At 63.0% G+C, this 19,929-nt stretch carries 16 protein-coding genes and 1 tRNA gene; 11 read left to right on the top strand and 6 right to left on the bottom strand.

The genetic code is table 11. The annotated features are described in order from the left end of the window. Positions 1-171: 171 nt before the first annotated feature. From rimP to truB, 5 genes are all read left to right on the top strand, one after another. A complete protein-coding gene (gene rimP / locus V6657_RS09740) occupies positions 172-660 on the top strand; it encodes a ribosome maturation factor RimP (RefSeq protein ID WP_048932183.1) in 489 nt (162 codons plus the stop codon). Next, on the top strand, positions 657-2,132 hold the full coding sequence (gene nusA / locus V6657_RS09735; protein WP_048932184.1) for a transcription termination factor NusA: 1,476 nt from the start codon (positions 657-659) through the stop codon (positions 2,130-2,132). Before rimP ends, nusA begins: the two co-directional genes overlap by 4 nt. A gap of 65 nt (positions 2,133-2,197) precedes the next feature. Next, the gene (gene infB, locus V6657_RS09730) at positions 2,198-5,095 is read left to right on the top strand and encodes a translation initiation factor IF-2 (RefSeq protein WP_048932185.1); all 2,898 of its coding nucleotides are present in this window, start codon (positions 2,198-2,200) and stop codon (positions 5,093-5,095) included. Positions 5,096-5,220: 125 nt separating this feature from the next. Then, positions 5,221-5,592 (top strand): 30S ribosome-binding factor RbfA, encoded by a 372-nt coding sequence (gene rbfA, locus V6657_RS09725; protein WP_031329194.1) that lies wholly within the window; start codon positions 5,221-5,223, stop codon positions 5,590-5,592. A gap of 2 nt (positions 5,593-5,594) precedes the next feature. After that, the gene (gene truB, locus V6657_RS09720) at positions 5,595-6,539 is read left to right on the top strand and encodes a tRNA pseudouridine(55) synthase TruB (protein ID WP_048932186.1); all 945 of its coding nucleotides are present in this window, start codon (positions 5,595-5,597) and stop codon (positions 6,537-6,539) included. Between the two features lie 72 nt (positions 6,540-6,611). Here truB and V6657_RS09715 read toward each other — a convergent pair whose 3' ends face one another. From V6657_RS09715 to V6657_RS09700, 4 genes are all read right to left on the bottom strand, one after another. After that, on the bottom strand, positions 6,612-8,168 hold the full coding sequence (locus V6657_RS09715; protein WP_048932187.1) for a DHA2 family efflux MFS transporter permease subunit: 1,557 nt from the start codon (positions 8,166-8,168) through the stop codon (positions 6,612-6,614). A gap of 14 nt (positions 8,169-8,182) precedes the next feature. Further along, entirely contained in the window at positions 8,183-9,463 is a 1,281-nt protein-coding gene (locus V6657_RS09710; RefSeq protein WP_048932188.1) for an HlyD family efflux transporter periplasmic adaptor subunit, read from the bottom strand. Between the two features lie 46 nt (positions 9,464-9,509). Continuing rightward, positions 9,510-11,066 (bottom strand): AdeC/AdeK/OprM family multidrug efflux complex outer membrane factor, encoded by a 1,557-nt coding sequence (locus V6657_RS09705; protein ID WP_048932189.1) that lies wholly within the window; start codon positions 11,064-11,066, stop codon positions 9,510-9,512. A gap of 65 nt (positions 11,067-11,131) precedes the next feature. After that, entirely contained in the window at positions 11,132-11,581 is a 450-nt protein-coding gene (locus V6657_RS09700) for a MarR family transcriptional regulator (protein WP_048932190.1), read from the bottom strand. Positions 11,582-11,891: 310 nt separating this feature from the next. Between V6657_RS09700 and typA the strand changes: the two genes are divergently transcribed. Beyond that, complete coding sequence (gene typA / locus V6657_RS09695; RefSeq protein ID WP_048932191.1) at positions 11,892-13,712, top strand: translational GTPase TypA; 1,821 nt, start codon at positions 11,892-11,894, stop codon at positions 13,710-13,712. Between the two features lie 66 nt (positions 13,713-13,778). On the opposite strand, the gene V6657_RS09690 is transcribed toward typA, so the two are convergent. Beyond that, a complete protein-coding gene (locus V6657_RS09690; protein ID WP_048932192.1) occupies positions 13,779-14,693 on the bottom strand; it encodes a sterol desaturase family protein in 915 nt (304 codons plus the stop codon). 147 nt (positions 14,694-14,840) lie between these two features. Here V6657_RS09690 and V6657_RS09685 point away from each other — a divergent pair, with 147 nt between their 5' ends. From V6657_RS09685 to V6657_RS09675, 3 genes are all read left to right on the top strand, one after another. Next, positions 14,841-15,950: an enoyl-CoA hydratase/isomerase family protein gene (locus V6657_RS09685; RefSeq protein WP_048932193.1), complete on the top strand. Its 1,110-nt coding sequence runs from the start codon at positions 14,841-14,843 to the stop codon at positions 15,948-15,950. A gap of 94 nt (positions 15,951-16,044) precedes the next feature. Beyond that, positions 16,045-17,028, top strand: coding sequence for a tRNA dihydrouridine(20/20a) synthase DusA (gene dusA, locus V6657_RS09680; RefSeq protein WP_048932194.1), 984 nt, complete (start codon positions 16,045-16,047; stop codon positions 17,026-17,028). 89 nt (positions 17,029-17,117) lie between these two features. Further along, positions 17,118-17,193: transfer RNA gene (locus tag V6657_RS09675), tRNA-His, on the top strand. Between the two features lie 42 nt (positions 17,194-17,235). On the opposite strand, the gene V6657_RS09670 is transcribed toward V6657_RS09675, so the two are convergent. Further along, positions 17,236-17,628 carry a DUF4440 domain-containing protein gene (locus V6657_RS09670; protein WP_048932195.1) on the bottom strand — a complete coding sequence of 131 codons (393 nt, stop codon included), beginning with the start codon at positions 17,626-17,628 and terminating at the stop codon, positions 17,236-17,238. A gap of 138 nt (positions 17,629-17,766) precedes the next feature. On the opposite strand from V6657_RS09670, the gene V6657_RS09665 reads away from it, so the two are divergent. Beyond that, on the top strand, positions 17,767-19,497 hold the full coding sequence (locus tag V6657_RS09665) for a dipeptidase (protein ID WP_048932196.1): 1,731 nt from the start codon (positions 17,767-17,769) through the stop codon (positions 19,495-19,497). A 16-nt stretch (positions 19,498-19,513) separates the two neighbouring features. After that, complete coding sequence (locus V6657_RS09660) at positions 19,514-19,825, top strand: cupin domain-containing protein (RefSeq protein WP_048932197.1); 312 nt, start codon at positions 19,514-19,516, stop codon at positions 19,823-19,825. Positions 19,826-19,929: the final 104 nt, after the last annotated feature.

The raw sequence follows: 19,929 nt of genomic DNA, 5'->3' as shown, positions 1-19,929 counted from the left end.
CCCGATTTTGTGGTGCGTCCAGGGCAATTTTTGCGTTTTGCTCTGAGACGGATTACAATATGAGTCTAATCAAAAGTCATCCTGTAGAAGATGGGCGAATGATATGGGCGTTGCGCCCATTTTTTTTTGCTTCGGCAGGTTGGCAGTACCGGGAAATTTTTCAGGAAAAACGTGCATCTGACTGATCTGATTGAGAAAACCCTCGCCGCCATGGGCTACGAGCTGGTGGAAGTGGAACGCGCGCCGGCTGGATTGCTGCGCGTGTATATCGATCAGGCAGAGAACGGCATCGTCATTGAAGACTGCGAGAAGGTGAGTCATCAACTCACGCGTGTCTTCGAAGTCGAAAACGTGAATTACGAACGGTTGGAAGTGTCGTCGCCTGGGCTGGATCGCCCGCTGCGCACGCTGTCCGATTTCACGCGTTTCGCGGGCCTGGAGGCCAAGGTGACGCTGCGTCTGCCTGTGGGCGGCCAGAAGAATTTCACGGGGATCATTCAGACTCCCACGGGGGAGCCCGGCCAGGAACGGGTCGGCCTCGAGTTTGAGGGAAAGGACGGCCCTGCGCTGCTGGAATTCACGCTGTCGGAACTCGACCGCGCCCGGCTGGTGCCTGTGCTGGACTTCAAAGGAAATCGAAACAAAGGGAACAAGCAATGAGCCGCGAAGTTCTGTTGCTCGTCGATGCGCTTGCGCGCGAAAAAAACGTCGACAAGGATGTGGTGTTCGGGGCGCTGGAAGCCGCATTGGCTTCGGCGACCAAGAAGCGCTTTGAAGAAGACGTGGATGTGCGCGTGGCGATCGACCGTGAGTCGGGCGAGCACGAAACCTTCCGTCGTTGGTTGGTCGTTCCCGATGATGCCGGGCTGCAAGAGCCGGACAAGCAGATTCTGCTGTTCGAAGCCAAGGAGCAGGACGCCGACATCGACGTCGACCAATTCATTGAAGAGCAGATCGAGTCAGTTGAGTTCGGCCGCATTGGCGCACAGGCTGCCAAGCAGGTGATCCTGCAGCGCATCCGCGATGCCGAGCGCGAGCAGATCCTGAATGATTACCTCGATCGCGGCGAAAAGATCATGACCGGCACGATCAAGCGTGCCGACAAGAAGGGCCTGATCGTCGAATCCGGCCGCGTGGAAGCGCTGCTGGCACGCGATCAGATGATCCCGAAGGAAAACCTGCGCACGGGCGATCGTGTTCGTGCGTACATCCTGAATGTCGACCGTACGGCACGTGGTCCGCAGATCGAGCTCTCGCGCACGTGCCCCGAGTTCCTCATCAAGCTCTTCGAAAACGAAGTGCCGGAGATGGAGCAAGGCCTGCTGGAAATCAAGGCGGCTGCGCGTGATCCGGGCGTGCGTGCGAAAATTGCGGTTGTGGCGCACGACAAGCGCATCGACCCGATCGGTACCTGCGTCGGCGTACGTGGCACGCGTGTGACGGCAGTGCGCAACGAGGTTGGTGGCGAGGCCGTGGACATCGTGCTGTGGTCGGAAGATCCGGCGCAGTTCGTGATCGGCGCGCTGGCGCCGGCGCAAGTGCAGTCCATCGTCGTGGACGAAGAGAAGCACAGCATGGACGTGGTCGTCGACGATGAGAATCTCGCCGTCGCCATCGGCCGTAGCGGCCAGAACGTGCGTCTGGCATCGGAGCTGACCGGCTGGCAGATCAACATCATGACGCCGGCTGAGTCTGCACAGAAGCAGGCTGAAGAAAGCTCCGTCGTTCGCCAGTTGTTCATGGCGAAGCTGGACGTGGACGAAGAGGTTGCCGACATCCTGATCGAAGAGGGCTTCAGCTCGCTCGAAGAAGTGGCCTATGTGCCGCTGCAGGAAATGCTGGAAATCGAAGCGTTCGACGAAGACACCGTCAACGAGCTGCGTAACCGCGCCCGTGACGTGCTGTTGACGATGGAGCTGGCAAAGGAAGAAAAGGTCGAGAAGGTATCGCAAGACCTGCGCGACCTCGAGGGGCTGACCCCGGAGCTGATCGGCAAGCTGGCCGAGGGGAACATCCAGACGCGTGACGACTTGGCTGAGCTGGCCGTGGACGAACTGGTCGAAATGACCGGCGTTGACGAAGAACAGGCCAAGGCGCTGATCATGAAGGCGCGTGAACACTGGTTTTCGTGACGTTGCGACCGAGCGTTGATCGTTTTTCGCAATCTCACTTAAAACCAAGCATCGAAAGGGTTTGAATGGCAAGCACAACAGTTGCCCAACTCGCAGGCGAATTGAACCGTAGCGCATCAGCGCTGCTGGAACAATTGCAAGCCGCGGGCGTGCAGAAGGCGACGCCGGAAGACGTCATCACCGAATCGGACAAGACCCGTCTGCTCGACTATCTCAAGCGAGCGCACGGCAGTGCCGAGGATGGCGCGCGCAAGAAGATCACGATCACCAAGCGTGAAACCAGTGAGATCCGCCAGGCGGATGCCACCGGCAAGACGCGCACCGTGCAAGTGGAAGTCAAGAAGAAGCGCGTGCTGGTCCAGCGTGACGAGGCGCACGCAGCCAAGCCGGAAGGCGAAGCTGCGTCTGCAGCGCCGGTGGTCGACGCCGAGGAAGTTGCGCGCCGCGAGGAAGAGCAACGCCAGCAGGCGGAACAGCTGGCCCGCCAGGAAGCTGAGCTGAAGGCGCGCCAGGAAGCCATGGAGCGCGAGGAAGCCGAGCGCCGCGCCCGCCAGGAAGCCGCTGAGGCTGAGCAGAAGCGTCAGGCAGAACTCGCCGCCAAGAAGGCGCAAGAGGAAGCTGTGGCCGCTCGCGCTGCCGCAGAAGCCGCAGACGAAGCTCCGCGCCGTAAGGCCGAGGAAGACGCTGCGCGCCTGGCCACCGAGCGCGAAGCCGCGCAAAAGGCTGCCGACGAAGCTCGCGTCGCTGCCGACAAGATCAAGGCCGAAGAAGACGCCGCGCGCAAGCGCCGCGAAGCCGCTGAAGCCGAAGCGCGCGCCATCCGCGAGATGATGAGCGCCCCGGCCCGTGTCTTGAAGACGCCCGCCGAACGCAAGGCTGAAGAAGTGAAGAAGGCGGAGCAATCGGGCACGCTGCACAAGCCGGTCAAGCCGGCAGGCGAAGCGCGTCCGGCTGCGGCTGCCAAGAAGCCGGCTGCTCCGGCCCCCGCTGCTGCGGCACCAAGCTCGCCGTCTGGCGACAAGAAGGGTGGTCGTGGCAAGTCGGGCTGGCAGGATGACAACCGCGGCGGTGGCAAGCGCGGTGGCCTGAAGACACGTGGCGACACCGGTGGTGGCGTTGATGGCTGGCGTGCCGGCTCCAAGGGCGGCCGTAACCGTCATGGCGACGACAACCGCAATGCCTTCCAGGCGCCGACCGAGCCGGTCGTGCGCGAGGTGCATATCCCGGAAACCATCTCTGTGGCCGATCTGGCACACAAGATGTCGGTCAAGGCCGCTGAAGTCATCAAGCAGATGATGAAGCTCGGCCAGATGGTCACGATCAACCAGGTGCTGGACCAGGAGACCGCGATGATCGTGGTCGAAGAAATGGGCCACCAGGCGGTCGCAGCCAAGCTGGACGATCCGGAAGCACTGCTGGTTGGGGACGTGCAGGAGCAAACCAATGCCGAAGCCGAAACCCGTCCGCCGGTCGTGACCGTGATGGGCCACGTCGACCACGGCAAGACGTCGCTGCTGGACTACATCCGTCGCGCCAAGGTTGCGGCGGGCGAAGCCGGCGGTATTACGCAGCACATCGGCGCTTACCACGTCGAAACCGATCGCGGCGTCATCACCTTCCTGGACACCCCGGGTCACGAGGCCTTCACGGCCATGCGTGCACGCGGTGCCAAGGCGACCGACATCGTGATTCTGGTCGTGGCGGCCGACGACGGCGTCATGCCGCAGACGAAGGAAGCCATCGCCCACGCAAAGGCGGCTGGCGTGCCCATCGTCGTGGCGATCACCAAGGTTGACAAGCCTGAAGCCAACCCGGACCGCGTCAAGCAGGAACTGGTGGCTGAAAGCGTGATTCCGGAAGAGTACGGCGGTGATGTGCCGTTCGTGCCGGTGTCGGCCAAGACCGGCGCAGGCATCGACAGCCTGCTGGAAAACGTATTGCTGCAGGCCGAGGTGCTGGAACTGAAGGCACCGGTCGATGCACCGGCCAAGGGTCTGGTGGTGGAAGCGCAGTTGGACAAGGGCAAGGGCCCGATTGCGACGGTGCTGGTGCAGAGCGGTACGCTCAAGCGCGGCGACGTGGTGCTCGCGGGCACGGCTTATGGCCGCGTGCGCGCCATGTTGGACGAGAACGGCAAGGCGGCCAAGGAAGCCGGTCCGTCGATCCCGGTGGAAATCCAGGGTCTGTCCGAAGTGCCGGGTGCTGGCGAAGAAGTGCTGGTGCTGCCGGACGAGCGCAAGGCGCGCGAAATCGCGCTGTTCCGCCAAGGTAAGTTCCGCGATGTGAAGCTGGCTCGCCAGCAGGCTGCCAAGCTGGAAAACATGCTGGAACAGATGAGCGAAGGCGACGTGAAGTCGCTGCCGCTGATCGTCAAGGCCGACGTGCAGGGCTCGCAGGAAGCACTGGTGCACTCGCTGAAGAAACTGTCGACCGACGAAGTGCGTGTGCAGATTGTGCACGCCGCCGTGGGTGGTATCACCGAGTCGGACGTCAACCTGGCAACCGCGTCGAAGGCCGTCATCATCGGCTTCAATACGCGGGCTGATGCGGGCGCGCGCAAGCTGGCCGAGCATCACGGTATCGATATCCGCTACTACAACATCATCTATGACGCAGTGGATGAGGTGAAGGCGGCGATGTCGGGCATGCTGTCGCCGGAAAAGCGCGAAGAGACCACGGGTACCGTCGAGGTGCGCCAGGTCTTCCACGTGCCGAAGGTTGGTGCAGTGGCTGGTTGTATGGTGCTGGATGGCTTCGTCAAGCGGAACTCGCTGGTGCGTGTGCTGCGCGACAACGTGGTCATCTTCTCGGGCGAGCTGGATTCGCTCAAGCGCTTCAAGGACGACGTGAAGGAAGTGAAGCAAGGCTTCGAATGCGGCCTGTCGATCAAGAACTTCAACGACGTCAAGGAAGGCGATCACCTCGAGATCTACGAGATCACCGAGGTGGCACGTACGCTGTAATGCGATGGCCGGGTGCTAAGTGCCCGGCTCATCTTTGCGACGGTGGCCCGGGCGCGTCCCGCGCCACCGTTTTGTCTTTTTGGGGCTGCCGGCTCGTGCCGACGGCGCCGTATGGGGAACACGCTATGCCGAAGAAATCGGGATCGGCCGCCGGCCGCAACCTGCGCATCGCCGACCAGATCCAGCGCGATCTGGCCGAGCTGATCCAGCGCGAGATCAAAAACCCGGCGATGGGGCTGGTGACACTGCAATCCGTGACGCTCACGCCGGACTACGCACACGCCAAGATCTACTTCACGGTGCTGGGTGCCGAGGCGGAAGTTGCCGCGGCCATCCTGAACGAGAAGGCCGGCTATCTGCACTCGCTGCTGTTCAAGCGCTTGCACATCCACACCGTGCCGACGCTGCACTTCCACTTTGACGGCTCGCTCGAGCGCGGGATTGAGATGTCTCGCCTGATCGACGAAGCCAACGCCACGCGCGCCAAAGACGACTGACGATGGCCGAGCAACACGCGCCCAAGCCTCAGAAGCCGCCACGCCGCGACGTGCACGGCGTGCTGCTGCTGGACAAGCCGATCGGTTGGTCGAGCAACGATGCGCTAATGCGCACCAAGCGCCTGCTGTGGGCGAAGAAGGCCGGGCACACCGGCACGCTCGATCCGCTGGCCACCGGTCTGCTGCCGCTGTGCTTTGGCGAGGCGACCAAGTTCTCGCAGGACTTGCTCGACGCGGACAAGACGTACGAGACGGTTGTGCGTTTGGGCATCAAGACGAGTACCGCAGACGCTGAAGGCGAGGTGCTGAGCGAGCGGCCGGTATCGGTCACGCCCGAGCAATTGCAGGCTGCCGTTGCGCGCTTTGTCGGCGAGATCGACCAGGTGCCGCCGATGCATTCCGCGCTGAAGAAAGATGGCAAGCCGCTGTATGAGTACGCGCGTGCTGGGCAAACGGTAGAACGCGCCGCACGACGTGTGACGATTCGCTCCATTGATGTGTTGGCGACGGATCTGGAATCTGCCGCACCGACTGTTACGCTGCGCGTGGCATGCAGCAAGGGCACGTACATCCGCACACTGGGCGAGGACCTCGGTGAGGTTTTGGGCTGCGGCGCACACCTGATTGCGCTGCGTCGTACGCAAGTCGGCAACTTGAAGTTGGAGGCAGCGGTCACGCTTGAGGCCGTGGAAGCCGCGCCGGAGGAGCACCGTGCAGCGCTGCTCGCACCGGTTGATGCACTGCTGCAAACGCTGCCGCGCGTGGAACTGGATGCCGAAGACAGCCGCCGTTTCCTGCACGGCCAGCGTCTGGCGCTCCGATTGGCGTTGCCGAACGCTGAGCAGGTTCGTGTCTACGGTGTACGCGGTGATGTCGCCACCTCGTTGCTCGGCGTGGCCGTTTGGCGCGAAGGGGCCTTGAGGCCCGAGCGTCTCGTTCACCTCTGAGTTGTTCTGTTCGACAGATAACAAAAAAGCCACGCAGCAACGCGTGGCTTTTTTGTTTGAGCGACGTTTTCGTCAGTGCGCGCCGGCTGCCGCCTCCGCGCCACCGGCTGATTTCGCCGGCTTGGTCAGCCAGATAAAGCCGATCAGCCCGATGAACAGTACCGCCGAAATCCAGAAGATATCGTTGGCGCCAAGCATTGCGGCCTGCTGCGAGATCGTGCGCTCGATCACGCCATTGGCCTGCAGGTTGGGCATGCCCAACTGCGTGTACTGGTTGATCGACGACGTGTACGCCGGGTTGTACGCATTCGCATGCTCGACCAGTTGTGCGTGGTGCAGGGCAGAGCGGTTGTCCCAGATCGTGGTCGAGATCGACGCGCCAATGCCACCGAACATGATCCGCACGAAGTTCGACAGGCCCGATGCCGCCGGAATCCGCTCGGGTGACAGGCCCGACAGGATGATCGACGTGAGCGGGATGAAGAACATCGCCATGGCTGCACCCTGGATGAGCGTCGGGATCAGCAGCGTCCACGTATCGATCTGCGTGGTGAAGTGCGAACGCATCCAGAACACCAGCGCGAACGTCAGGAACGCCGATGTCGCCACCCAGCGCGCATCCATCTTCGGCAGGTTCTTGCCGATGACAGGCGAGAGGATGATGGCAAAGATGCCCACTGGCGCCATGATCAGGCCCGCGTCCGTCGCGGTATAGCCCACGATGGTTTGCAGCCACAGCGGCAGGATCACCAGGTTGCCGAAGAACAGCCCATACGCCACCGAGATGGCCACCACCCCGGCACTGAAGTTGCGCCCCTTGAACAGCGTCAGATCCACCACCGGGTGGTCTTCGGTCAACTCCCAGATCAGGAAGAAGGCGAAGCCTACGATGGCGACGACAGTCAGCACAACGATCTCAGTCGAGTTGAACCAGTCGAGTTCCTTGCCGCGGTCCAGCATCAGCTGCAGCGAGCCGACCCAGAGCACAAGCAATGCCAAGCCGATCTTGTCGATGGGCAGCGCACGCGTGGGCGATTCACGATCCTTGTAGATGGCCCAAGTTGCATACGCAGCCCCGATACCCACCGGGATGTTGATGTAGAAGATCCACGGCCAGCTCATGTTGTCCGAGATCCAGCCACCAAGGATGGGCCCCATCACCGGCGCAACGAGCGTGGTCATGCCCCATAACGCCAACGCCATGGAGCTCTTGGCGGGTGGATACGTCGACAGCAGCAGCGCCTGCGACAGCGGAATCATCGGGCCGGCCACTGCGCCCTGGATGATCCGTGCGGTAATCAGCATGCCCATGTTGGGCGCCAGCCCGCACGCCCACGACGACAGCACAAACAAGATGATCGACGTGATGAACAGGCGCACCTGTCCAAAACGCTGCGTCAGCCAACCCGTGAGCGGCACCGAGATGGCGTTGGCCACCGCAAACGAGGTGATGACCCACGTGCCCTGGTTCGGCGCCACGCCCAGGTCGCCCGAAATGGCCGGGATCGACACGTTGGCGATGGACGAATCCAGCACGTTCATAAAGGTAGCCAGCGACAGTGCCACTGTACCGATCGCCAGTTTGGCGCCGGTCAGTGGTTGCGGCGGCTTGGGCGCGGCAGTTGCCATGCTTGAAGCCCTCTTTAGACCTTGGGTGCGGGTTGCGATGCGCTCGGTGTGGAGGCAGCTGCCGGCGCGGTGACAGGGGCAGGTGCATTGGCCGCACCACGGCCGCCATTGGTGGCAATGATGCTGGCGATGACCTGGTCAGCATCCTTGCCGGCCTGGTCGTACACGTTGGTTTCCAGCGGCGATGCGGCCGGCGTGGAGGCCAGGCTTTGACCGCCTTCGTTATGAATATCGACCTTGGCGATCATCGACAGGCCCACGCGCAGCGGGTGATCCTTCAGCTCCTTCGGGTCAAGCGACACGCGCACCGGCAGGCGTTGCACCACCTTGATCCAGTTACCCGTGGCGTTCTGTGCCGGCAGCAGCGAGAACGCCGAGCCCGTACCCGCCGAGAAGCCGACCACCTTGCCGTGGTACGTCACGCTGCTGCCGTACACGTCGGCTTCCAGCTCAACCGGCTGGCCCACGCGCATGTGGCGCATCTGTACTTCCTTGAAGTTGGCGTCAACCCAGAGCTGGTCCAGCGGCACGATCGCCATCAGCGGCGTGCCCGGAGCAACGCGCTGGCCAACCTGCACCGAGCGCTTGGCCACGTAGCCCGTTACCGTGGCCGGCAGGCTCGTACGTGCGTACGCCAGATAAGCTTCACGCACCTTGGCTGCCGCCTGCAGCACGTTCGGGTGGCGTTCCAGCGTGGTCTGCTCGGTCAGCACGCGGTTGCCTTGCAGTTGTTCCTTGGCGGTTTCAACGGCGGCCTCAGCGGCTTGCAGGGCGGTTTGCGCGTGCGAGATTTCTTCCTGCGACACAGCACCCGTACCAGCGATCTGCTTGCGGCGTGCGAGGTCGTCCTTCGCCTTGGCGAGATCCGACTGGCGCTGCGCCAGTGCAGACGAATAGGCACTGGTGTTCGAGTACAGCGTGCGCACCTGGCGCACCGCTTGCGCGAGCGCGGCTTCGGATTGTTCCAGCGCGACGCGTGCATCGGCGCGGTCCAGTTCGATCAGCGGCTGGCCCGCGGTGACGAGCTGCGTGTCGTCAGCACGGATGGCCACCACGGTGCCAGCCACCTGCGGCGTCACTTGCACCACGTTGCCTTGCACGTATGCATCGTCGGTGGATTCGAACCAGCGGCCATACAGGCCCCAGTAGAGGCCATAACCGACGCCGGCAACCACCAGTGCGGCGGCCAGCGTGGTGAGCATGCGCTTGCGCTTTCCGTTGCCGTTGGACGCTGCTGCGGGGGCGGCCGGCGCGGGCGCCGCAGACGGGGCGGCTTGGGGCTTGTTGTCACTCATGATGTTGGCTCGAAAGAATGCGTTGGAACGGTCGGTTCAATTCAAATCAGCTATGCGACGGGGCTTGTTGGGCAGCCTCGCCGGTCGTCGTGTGTTCAGGTTTGGCGCCGGGCAGCTCTTCAGCCGCGTAGCCGCCGCCGAGCGCCTTGATCAGCGCCATCTGCACATCCAGGCGGCGCGCCTGCAGGTCGGTGGCGAGCTTGCGTTGCTGCAGCACCGTCGTCTCGGCATTCAGCACGGTGAGCTGCGTACCGAGGCCCGCGCCATAACGCGTGCGGGCCAAGCTGTACGAGCGCTCGGCTTCTGTCAGGGCAGTGCGCTGGATGGCGATCTGCGTATCGATGCTGTGCAGCGCAGTGATCTGGTCAGCCGTGTCGTGCAGGGCTTCGGTCAGCGTCTGGTTGTAGCTGGCGACGGCCGCGTCATAGTTGGCGTACTTGCCGCGCAGATTGGCGCGCAGCTTGCCGCCCTGGAAGATCGGCAGCTTGAGCGCCGGGCCGATGCCGAGCTGGCGCGAATTGCCCAGCAGCAGGTTCTCCGGAAGGATCGACGCCACACCCAGGAAGGCGGTCAGGCTGATATCCGGCAGGAACTCGGCCTTGGCCACATCAATATCCTTCGATGCGGCCTCGACACGCCAGCGCGCGGCCACGAGGTCCGGGCGGCGGCCGATCAGGTCGATGGTCAGGTTGTTCGGCAGCTTGGGCGTGCTTTGTGCCAGCAGTGTCGGGCGGGTGATCGACAGGCCGCGGTCCGGGCCCTTGCCGAGCAGCGCGGCCAACTGGTTGCGCGCCAGGGCAATCTGCTCGTCGACTTGTTCCAGCTCGGTTTGCGCTGCGGCCACATTGGCGCGCGCCTGCGTGGTCTCGACCTGCGTATCCAGACCAGCACGCACGCGCTGGCTTGCGAGGTTGGTCAAGTCCTTGCGTTGGTCGATGGCACGCTGGGCCACGTCGCGCTGCGCATACAGCGCGGCGAGCTTGGCGTAGGTGCGGGCCACGGTCGTGGAGAGCATCAGCCGGGCGGCCTGGCTTTCGGCCTCGATTGCCTTGTCGTCAGACAGCGCGGCTTCCAGTGCGGAGCGGTTCTTGCCCCAGAAGTCCAGGTCGTAGCTCACGCCCAGCTGGATCTTCGATTCAGTGAACCAGTTGCCGCCCAGCGGCGTACCTTCAAACAGATCGTATGAAGACAGGCGCTGGCGCGTCATCTCCGCATCCAGGCCCACGCTTGGGTACAGGTTGCCGCGCACCACGTCAGCCATGGCGCGCGATGCACGCACGCGGGCAAAGGCGACTTGCAGGTTGGGGTTGTCCTTGATCGCCTCGTCGACAAGTGCATGCAGTTGCGGATCGTTGAACTGGTCGACCCAGTTCATCGTCGGCCACTGGCCACCCTGCGAGGGCAGCGTTTGCGCGCTGGCCAACTGCCCCGGTTGGGTCAGCGTCTGTGTGCTGTGCGAGTTGCCGAGGTTGGCACAGCCTGCCAGTGCGGCCAGCGCAATGGCGGAAAGCGCCACACCCAGGCGTGCCGGCCATTGCGCCCGGGGGTAGCCCGCGCGGCGGCTGGAGCCAAGTGCCTGGGAGGCGGAGTTCAAGGCGTTCATGTTGTTTGAGGTGTCAGGCGATCGGGAGAGCGGAAAACGTTTGGTGCAATTCGGGCAGTGCGGTGTCAGTGATCAGCGGGGCGCTGACGGTTGCCTTCGGTTGCGGCGCCGTTGTCGAGAATGCGCTTGAGAAGACCGCGCAGCGTGTCGACGTCGGCGTGCGAAAAGCCGGCAAAGAAGCGGTTCAGCACATGGGTATAGATGGCGGGCATGCGGTCGGCCAGTTCGCGGCCGGCAACGGTCAACTCCAGATGTACGACGCGGCGGTCGGATTCACTGCGCACGCGCTCGATCAGGCCGCGCTTTTCCATGCGGCTCAGCATGCGGGTGAGCGAGCCGATATCGGTATTCAGTTCGCGGCCGAGGTCGGTTGCCGTCTGGCAGCGGCCGTTGGCGAGCAGCACCAGGCAACTGGCCTGGGAGTGCGTTACGTCCATCTGCGCGACTTCCTGCTCGATCGCCATGGACAGCGCCGTCTTGGCGCGCCCGACGAGGTAGCCCACGCTTTCACACATGCGGTAGTCCTCCACCCGGAACAGGGTTCCGGTAGCAGCAACTTCGGAGGCGGGTCTTGTCTGTTCCGGCATCTTATGTATGCACAATCATTGTCCGGACAAATATACGAATCCGCGCAGCAAACAGCAAGGTGCTGAATGTGTGATTCCAGTTTTGGAAATAATGCGTGATCCATGAGCCGCTTGCGTGACATCCCTTCATAGATTCGTCAGAGCGTGTCATCTCTTGCGCATCGCAGCATGCTAGAATGTCGGGTTATTCCGCGAGCTGTTTTTGAGCTCGTGTCACGTCTTTTCGAGTTCACATCCCATGCGCGCGCTTCGCAACATCGCCATCATTGCCCACGTTGACCACGGCAAAACCACGCTGGTCGACCAGCTCCTCCGCCAAGCCGGTACGTTCCGCGAGAACGAGCAGCTCACCGAGCGCGTGATGGATTCGAACGACATCGAAAAAGAGCGCGGCATTACCATCCTGGCCAAGAACTGCGCGGTTGAGTACAACGGCACGCACATCAACATCGTCGACACGCCGGGACACGCGGACTTCGGCGGTGAAGTGGAGCGTGTGCTGTCGATGGTCGACGGCGTGCTGCTGCTGGTGGATGCCCAAGAGGGCCCGATGCCGCAGACGCGCTTTGTGACGCGCAAGGCGCTGGCCCTGGGCCTGAAGCCGATCGTCGTGGTCAACAAGGTGGACCGCCCGGGCGCACGTCCGGACTGGGTGATCAACGAGACCTTCGAACTGTTCGACAAGCTGGGCGCCACTGACGAGCAGCTCGACTTCCCCATCGTGTACGCCTCGGGCCTGAACGGCTACGCCGGCCTGACCGACGACGTGCGCAGCGGCGACATGAAGCCGCTGTTCGAGACCATTCTCGAGAAGGTGCCGCAGCGTGACGATGACCCGAACGGCCCGCTCCAGCTGCAGATCATCTCGCTGGACTACTCCAGCTACGTCGGCAAGATCGGCGTGGGCCGCATCACGCGTGGCCGTGTGCGTCCGCTGCAAGATGTGGTGGTCAAGTTCGGTCCGGAAGGCGCGCCGATCAAGGGCCGCGTCAACCAGGTGCTGAAGTTCCGCGGTCTGGAGCGCGAGATCGTGCCCGAAGCGGAAGCCGGCGACATCGTGCTGATCAACGGTATTGAAGAACTGGGCATCGGCTGCACGGTGTGCGCGCCGGACGCTCAGGACGCGCTGCCGATGCTGAAGGTGGACGAGCCGACGCTGACGATGAACTTCTGCGTCAACACCTCGCCGCTGGCTGGCCGCGAAGGCAAGTTCGTGACGAGCCGCCAACTGCGCGACCGTCTGGACCGCGAGCTGAAGTCCAACGTGGCGCTGCGCGTGAAGGACACCGGCGACGACACGATCTTCGAAGTGTCGGGCCGTGGCGAACTGCACCTGACGATTCTGGTGGAAAACATGCGCCGCGAAGGCTACGAGCTGGCCGTGTCGCGCCCGCGCGTGGTGTTCAAGGAAATCGACGGCGTGAAGTGCGAGCCGTTCGAGCGCCTGACCGTGGACGTGGAAGACGGCCACCAGGGCGGCGTGATGGAAGAGCTGGGCCGCCGCAAGGGCGAACTGCTCGATATGGCATCGGACGGCAAGGGTCGTACCCGCCTGGAATACCGTATCCCGGCCCGTGGCCTGATCGGCTTCCAGGGTGAATTCCTGACGCTGACGCGCGGCACCGGCCTGATCAGCCACATCTTCGACGACTACTCCCCGGTCAAGGAAGGCGACCTGGGCGAGCGCCACAACGGCGTGCTGATCTCGCAGGACGACGGCGCTGCCGTGGCCTACGCACTGTGGAAGCTGCAGGATCGCGGCCGCATGTTCGTGTCGCCTGGCGACGCACTGTACGAAGGCATGATCATCGGCATCCACAGCCGTGACAACGATCTGGTCGTCAACCCGATCAAGGGCAAGCAGCTGACCAACGTGCGTGCGTCGGGTACCGACGAAGCCGTGCGCCTGGTGCCGCCGATCCAGATGTCGCTGGAATACGCGGTGGAATTCATCGCCGACGACGAACTGGTGGAAGTCACGCCGAAGAGCATCCGTCTGCGTAAGCGTCACCTGAAGGAACACGAGCGCAAGCGCGCATCGCGTGAAGAAGCGGTCTGATCGCCAGTCGATCTGCCAACAAAAACGCCCCGAGGTTTCGGGGCGTTTTGTTTTGGTGCGTTGTGCTCAGGAAGGTGAGCCGATACTGCTCGGTTCTGCCGTTGCCGCCGAACGCGGGCTGCGCCACTCGGGCGGCTTCCACAGATAGCGGATGTCCCGATCGCGAAACACGTCCGCCCACATATCGCGCCATTCATGAAAGGTGAGGGTGATCGGGTTGTGCGTGTGGACTTGCCGCGTGATGCCGAAGGTGGGCGCTTCTTCCTCAGGCACGAAGCTGCCGAACATACGATCCCAGACGGTCAGCACGCCGGCGTAGTTGCGGTCAATGTATTGCGGGTTTTTGGCGTGGTGCACGCGATGCACGGACGGCGTATTCACATACTGCCCCAGCCAGCGCCAGAAGCCTGCGTAGCGCGAATCCAGCGCACCCAGCCGCGTATGCACAAAGAACTGGAATGCCAGGTTCAGGCCGACGGCCAGGATCACCCAGTCGGGCGTGAAGCCGATCCACGCGAGTGGAATCCAGAACAGCCACATCCCCGAGATCGGATAGGTCAGGCTCTGCCGGAACGCGGTCGAGAAATTCATGCCCTCCGACGAGTGATGCGTCACGTGCGACGCCCACATCCAGCGCACGCGGTGGCTGGCGCGGTGGAAGAAGTAGTAGAGAAAGTCCTGCAGCAGCAAGAGCAGGGCGAATGACCACCACGTCTCGGGCACTGCGCGCAGGCCATGGCTGTACGTCCACGAATAGACCGTCTTGATCATCAGCCACAGGAAGAACGCGTCTGATGCCTGGTGCATGAGTGCGAGGCAGGCGTTTGAAACGGTGTCCTTGAGGCTGTAGACGGCTGGATCGCGTTTGCGCCAGTACCAAGCCTCTGCGCCGATGGTCAGCAGGAAGACCGGTGCGAAGGCCAGCAGGATCAGGCCGGGGTCGAAACTGGACGCGCCGGGGGCGCCGTTGGCAGGGTTCATCTGATTGTTGTGATGTGTGTTGTCTCCAACTCGCAGATATACGCCCAACACCCGCGTCGCGAAAGGGGGCGGGCTAGAGCCCTTCCTCGCTTGAATGGCACGTCGTGTACAGTGCGACCCGTCATTCCCAAAACACAACATAGAGACATGGAATCCACCGTTTCGACTGCGCCCCAAGCTGATGTGCAACTCAACGTGATCGCCGAAGTACGCGGCGGCATCGGCTGGCTGACGCTGAATCGGCCGCAGGCGCTCAATGCGCTGTCGCTGGAGATGATCCGTGCGCTGTCGCATGCGCTGCTGGCCTGGCAGCACGATCCCGAAGTGCATGCCATCATCCTCCGCGGCGAAGGCGGCAAGGCACTGTGCGCCGGCGGCGACATTCGCTTCTTCCACCGCGCCGCCACGTCCGGAGACCCGCAGCTCGTCACGTTCTTCACCGAGGAATACCGCCTCAACCACCTGATCTTCAGCTATGCCAAGCCCTATATCGCCCTGATGGACGGCGTAGTGATGGGCGGCGGCATGGGCATCTCGCAGGGTGCATCGCTGCGCGTGGTCACCGAGCGCACGAAGATGGCGATGCCCGAGACCAACATCGGCCTGTTCCCGGATGTGGGCGGCGGCTGGTTCCTGGCACGTGTGCCGGGTCATGTGGGCGAATACCTGGGCGTGACGGGGCAGATGATCGAAGCGGCGGATGCGCTGTCAGTGGGCCTGGCTGATTGCCATGTCACAACGGATGCCCTGGCTGCCGTTGTCCAGCGCCTGCGCGATGGCACGTGGCGCAACGCCGAGCAGATCGCCGCGTGCTTTACGGACGCTGCATCGGAGCCGGATGCAGCCAAGGCGATCGTCATCCCGCACCGCGAGGCGATCGACGCATGTTTCAGCCAGGACACCGTGCAAGGCATCCTGGCCGATCTGGCTGGCAGTACCGATGCCGGGTGGGCTGCGCAGACCGCCGCGCACATGGCCAAGCGCTCGCCGCTGATGATGGCCGTGACGCTGGAGTTGATCCGCCGCGGCGGTCACACCACGCTGGCCGATGAACTGCGCCGCGAGCTGGACATGATGACCCACGTGTTTGCTGAGGGTGATGGCATCGAAGGCATCCGCGCGCTGGCCGTCGACAAGGACCACGCGCCCAAGTGGAAGCACACCGGTATCGATAGCGTGCGTGACGATGAAGTGGCCGCGTTCTTTGTCTCGCCGTGGCGCCGAGAGCAGCATCCGCTGCTGGGGTTGTCGGACTAGAAACCGGTAAACTGCGCGCCTGAATTGAACTGTTGATTTTGCTGTGACTGCTGAACGCCCTACGCCGAACCCGCGCCGCCTGTCCGTTGCCCCGATGATGGACTGGACGGATAGGCATTGCCGCTACTTCCACCGCCAGATCAGCCGCCATACCTGGCTCTACACGGAAATGGTGACGACGGGCGCGCTGCTGCACGGCGACGTGCCGCGCCATCTCGATTTCGACGAGGTAGAGCATCCCGTCGCATTGCAGCTAGGCGGCAGCGAGCCCGATGATCTGGCCAAGGCCGCGCGCCTGGGCGAGCAGTGGGGTTACAAAGAGATCAACCTCAACTGCGGCTGCCCCTCCGAGCGCGTGCAGCGTGGTGCGTTCGGCGCGTGCTTGATGGCCGAACCGAAGCTGGTGGCCGAAGGCGTCAAGGCGATGCGCGACGCCGTGTCGATTCCAGTCACGGTCAAGCACCGCATTGGCATCGATGCCATCGAAACCTACGATTTCGTACGCGATTTCGTCGGCACCATCGCCGAGGCCGGTTGCGAGACCTTCATAGTCCACGCGCGCAACGCCATCCTGAAGGGTTTGAGCCCGAAGGAAAACCGCGAGATTCCGCCGCTGCGCTACGAGGTGGTCTACCAGCTCAAGCGTGATTTCCCGCATCTGGAGATCCTGCTCAATGGCGGTGTGCAGACGCTGGAGCAGATCGACACGCACCTGGAGCATGTCGACGGCGTGATGATCGGCCGCGAGGCGTATCACCACCCGCACCTGATGGCTGCGTTTGACGCGCGCTACTACGATGCCGGCACGCAAGCCCTCACGCGCGCCGAGGTGGAGGACGCAATGATTGCCTACGTCGGCCGCTGGGTGGAGCGTGGTGGTTACGCGGGTGGAGCGGTGCGGCACATGCTGGGGTTGTATCGCGGCGTGGCGGGGGCGCGTGGCTGGCGGCGGGTGCTGTCGGACTCCAAGGCGCTCGGCCGCGTCAAGACGCTAGCCGATGCGCATGCGTTGTTTGATGAGGCGCGAGCCTACCTTCGGCGTGGTGAGGAGTCGGGCGAGGAGGCGGTCACCGCATAAATTGCGCCACCCCCTAGTCACGCCGGAAGAATGTTTGTATAATCTCGTTTTTCGTCGGGCAGCAATCAGTTCAAGCTGTTCGTACAATGGTGGCCGTAGCTCAGTTGGTAGAGTCCCAGATTGTGATTCTGGTTGTCGTGGGTTCGAATCCCATCGGTCACCCCAAAGATTTGTAGAAAAGCCCGCTTCTTGCGGGCTTTTTTGCGTTCAGGCATCTGCCACGATGGTTCCCTGGTGGTACACGACCTTCCAGCCATCCATCGTGCGTCGCCAAAGTGTTGACCGCCGTGTCGTGCGATTCGATTGCACCAGCGTGTAGGTGAGCAGGTAGTTGTCCGGCGCGATCTCCTGGCAGCGGAAGTCACGCGTTTGCCAGAATTCCTCCCCGATGTGCCCGTGCCGGGCATCCAGCACGCCGAGCACATAGCTGCGGCTGTAGCGTTGGCCCGAAGCGCCGACTTCCCAGAAATCCTCCGTTGTCATGCGCTCGAAATCTTCGCGGCGGGTGCCGAACTCCGGGCGGTGGAAGATGGGTTCGCGCTTGCGCAGTTCCTCCAGCACCTCGAGCAGGGTGGGGGCAGTGTCCAGACACGGTTCCATGCGGCGAGCCTCCTGGGAAAGATTCAAGCATAACCGCATCGCTGCGCGGTCCGCGAAGCCGGGGTTGCGGCGCTGCACAATGCGCGCGTCAGGCATCGCCCCTATGATGGCGCCTTCGCCTTTTTCGGAAACGTTTCAATGCAACGCACTGTCCATATGGGCCTGTCTTCGCTGACGGTCGCTTTGTCGCTCGCGTTTGGTGCCGGCGCTTTTGCTGCCACGCTCCAGAAACCTCAGCTCGACGCGCTGGTTGTGGCCGAACAATCCAAGGCCTCGGCTGACCTCAACAGTTTCCTTGCTGCCGCAGCCAAGGCCGATCCGCAGGTTGCGGGCAGCGTTGCTGCGTATCAAAAGAAGGCTACGCTGACCGGTGATGACCTCGTCAACATCGGCCGCCTGCTTGGCGTGTACAACCGCCTGCACAATCAGCAGGCCGTGATCGGTTCGATCGAGAAGATGGTCGCGCTGCCCACGGTGCGCGACGACAAGATCCCGCAGCACGAGAACCCCGCCATCGTGGCATTTGGCAAGCTTATCGAGGGCATGGCCAACGACTTCGGCCTGAAATTCCGCAACGTCGACAACCGCGTGTTCGAAGTCACGCTGCCCGGCACTGGCTCAGATGAATTCGGCATCCTGACGCACGCCGACGTCGTGCCCGCCAAGGCTGAAGAATGGGTGCTCAGCGATGGCACCAAGCTCGATCCCTTCAAGGTCACGCGCGTGGGCAGCCTGCTATACGGTCGCGGCACCATTGACGACAAGGGCTCGATTGCCGCCGCGCTGTACGCCATGAAGACGGTCAAGGACAGCGGCGTGCCGCTCGCACGCACGATCCGCCTGATGATCGAGACCACCGAAGAAACCGGCGGCGATGGCATGAAGTACTACCGCGAGCGCACGCAATTGCCTGCATACAACATCGTGCTCGATAGCAAGTACCCGGCCGTGGTGGCTGAGAAGGGTACAGGTGCACTCAAGGTGTTCTTCCCCGCGCAGGCTGGGGATGCCGCGCGTACGGCGATCGTTTCGATGACCGGTGCGGCATCGGCCAGCTCCATCCCGCAGACGGCGACGGCCACGCTCAAGGGCGGCGATCTGGGCGTAGCTGCCGCCGCGCTCGAAGCCAAGCGCGATGCCTTTGTGAGCAGCCTGGCAGCGCAGGGCAAATTCTCGATCGACATCACGCGCAACGTAGACAGCATCGTCGTGAAGGTTACTGGTACCTCGGCGCACGGCTCGCGCCCGGAAGAGGGCGTGAATCCGCTACCGCGCCTGGCGCTGTTCCTGCGCGCGGCGGATCTGGGGCTGGCCGACAATGCCTACGCCCATGCCGTGCGCTACCTGACCGATCTCTACGGCACCGACTACCTGGGCAACACTATCGGCGTCGCCTACAAGGACGATTTCATGGGCCCGCTCACCATCTCGCCTACCGTGATCGGCGACAAGAACGGCCGCGTGGAGGTGACTGCCAACGTGCGCATGCCGCGTGGCAAGACGCCCGACGCACTGCGCGGCGAGATTGCCGGCAAGATCAATGCATGGGCCAACGCCAACCACGTCGCGCTGGAAATCAACCACGACCAGGGCAACTGGATGGCACGCGATCCGAAGGGCGCGTGGTTGTCGACGCTGCTCAACATCTACGGCGACACGACGGGTCTGGACGCCAAGCCTGTGCCGACTGCCGGCAGCACCACCGCCAAGCTGATGCCGAACGCGATCAACTTCGGTCCGGCCATGCCCGGCAAGAAGTACACCGCACACAACGCCAACGAGTACAAGGAAGTGCCGGATCTCGACCTCGATATGCAGATGTTCACCGAGATGCTGGTGCGCATCGGCAACCTGCCGTCGATGCAATAAACGTCGCACGATCGCCATGAAGATCATCCGCGCCAAGTCGTTCACCGCAGAGCGCGCCTGGGGTGCGCTCGACATCGCCAATATGGGTGGCATCACGACGCGCCTGCATTGGACCGATCAGCCGTATCGCTGGCACGTGAACGATGGTGAGGAGGTCTTCGTGGTGCTCGACGGTACCGTCGACATGCGCTATCGAGAGGCTGGCGCGGAGAAGGTTGCGGTGCTTGAGCCGGGTGACATCTTCTTTGCGGGCATTGGCTGCGAGCACGTAGCGCATCCACGCGGTGCGGCGCGGATTCTCGTGGTGGAGAAAGCTGGCAGCGTGTAGATGCTGGGTGGTGGGTTGCGGCGCAAAAAAAAGCCCGCAATCTGCGGGCTTCGAATTCAGCGATCTCAATTGCCCCTGAGGGCACTAGCAATACTACTGTCACG

This window comes from Ralstonia sp. RRA, assembly GCF_037023145.1.
Lineage (GTDB): Bacteria > Pseudomonadota > Gammaproteobacteria > Burkholderiales > Burkholderiaceae > Ralstonia.
The sequence above is the reverse complement of the archived record's forward strand: the minus strand, read 5'-3'. Positions and strand labels throughout refer to the sequence as shown.

Coding starts and splice junctions, on each gene's coding strand:
- V6657_RS09715 (WP_048932187.1), bottom strand. CDS start 8,168: ATGGCAACTGCCGCGCCCAAGCCGCCGCAACCACTGACCGGCGCCAAA.
- V6657_RS09690 (WP_048932192.1), bottom strand. CDS start 14,693: ATGAACCCTGCCAACGGCGCCCCCGGCGCGTCCAGTTTCGACCCCGGC.
- rbfA (WP_031329194.1), top strand. CDS start 5,221: ATGCCGAAGAAATCGGGATCGGCCGCCGGCCGCAACCTGCGCATCGCC.
- V6657_RS09705 (WP_048932189.1), bottom strand. CDS start 11,066: ATGAACGCCTTGAACTCCGCCTCCCAGGCACTTGGCTCCAGCCGCCGC.
- V6657_RS09700 (WP_048932190.1), bottom strand. CDS start 11,581: ATGTGTGAAAGCGTGGGCTACCTCGTCGGGCGCGCCAAGACGGCGCTG.
- V6657_RS09670 (WP_048932195.1), bottom strand. CDS start 17,628: ATGGAACCGTGTCTGGACACTGCCCCCACCCTGCTCGAGGTGCTGGAG.
- V6657_RS09665 (WP_048932196.1), top strand. CDS start 17,767: ATGCAACGCACTGTCCATATGGGCCTGTCTTCGCTGACGGTCGCTTTG.
- V6657_RS09710 (WP_048932188.1), bottom strand. CDS start 9,463: ATGAGTGACAACAAGCCCCAAGCCGCCCCGTCTGCGGCGCCCGCGCCG.
- V6657_RS09660 (WP_048932197.1), top strand. CDS start 19,514: ATGAAGATCATCCGCGCCAAGTCGTTCACCGCAGAGCGCGCCTGGGGT.
- infB (WP_048932185.1), top strand. CDS start 2,198: ATGGCAAGCACAACAGTTGCCCAACTCGCAGGCGAATTGAACCGTAGC.
- dusA (WP_048932194.1), top strand. CDS start 16,045: ATGATGGACTGGACGGATAGGCATTGCCGCTACTTCCACCGCCAGATC.
- V6657_RS09685 (WP_048932193.1), top strand. CDS start 14,841: ATGGAATCCACCGTTTCGACTGCGCCCCAAGCTGATGTGCAACTCAAC.
- truB (WP_048932186.1), top strand. CDS start 5,595: ATGGCCGAGCAACACGCGCCCAAGCCTCAGAAGCCGCCACGCCGCGAC.
- typA (WP_048932191.1), top strand. CDS start 11,892: ATGCGCGCGCTTCGCAACATCGCCATCATTGCCCACGTTGACCACGGC.
- nusA (WP_048932184.1), top strand. CDS start 657: ATGAGCCGCGAAGTTCTGTTGCTCGTCGATGCGCTTGCGCGCGAAAAA.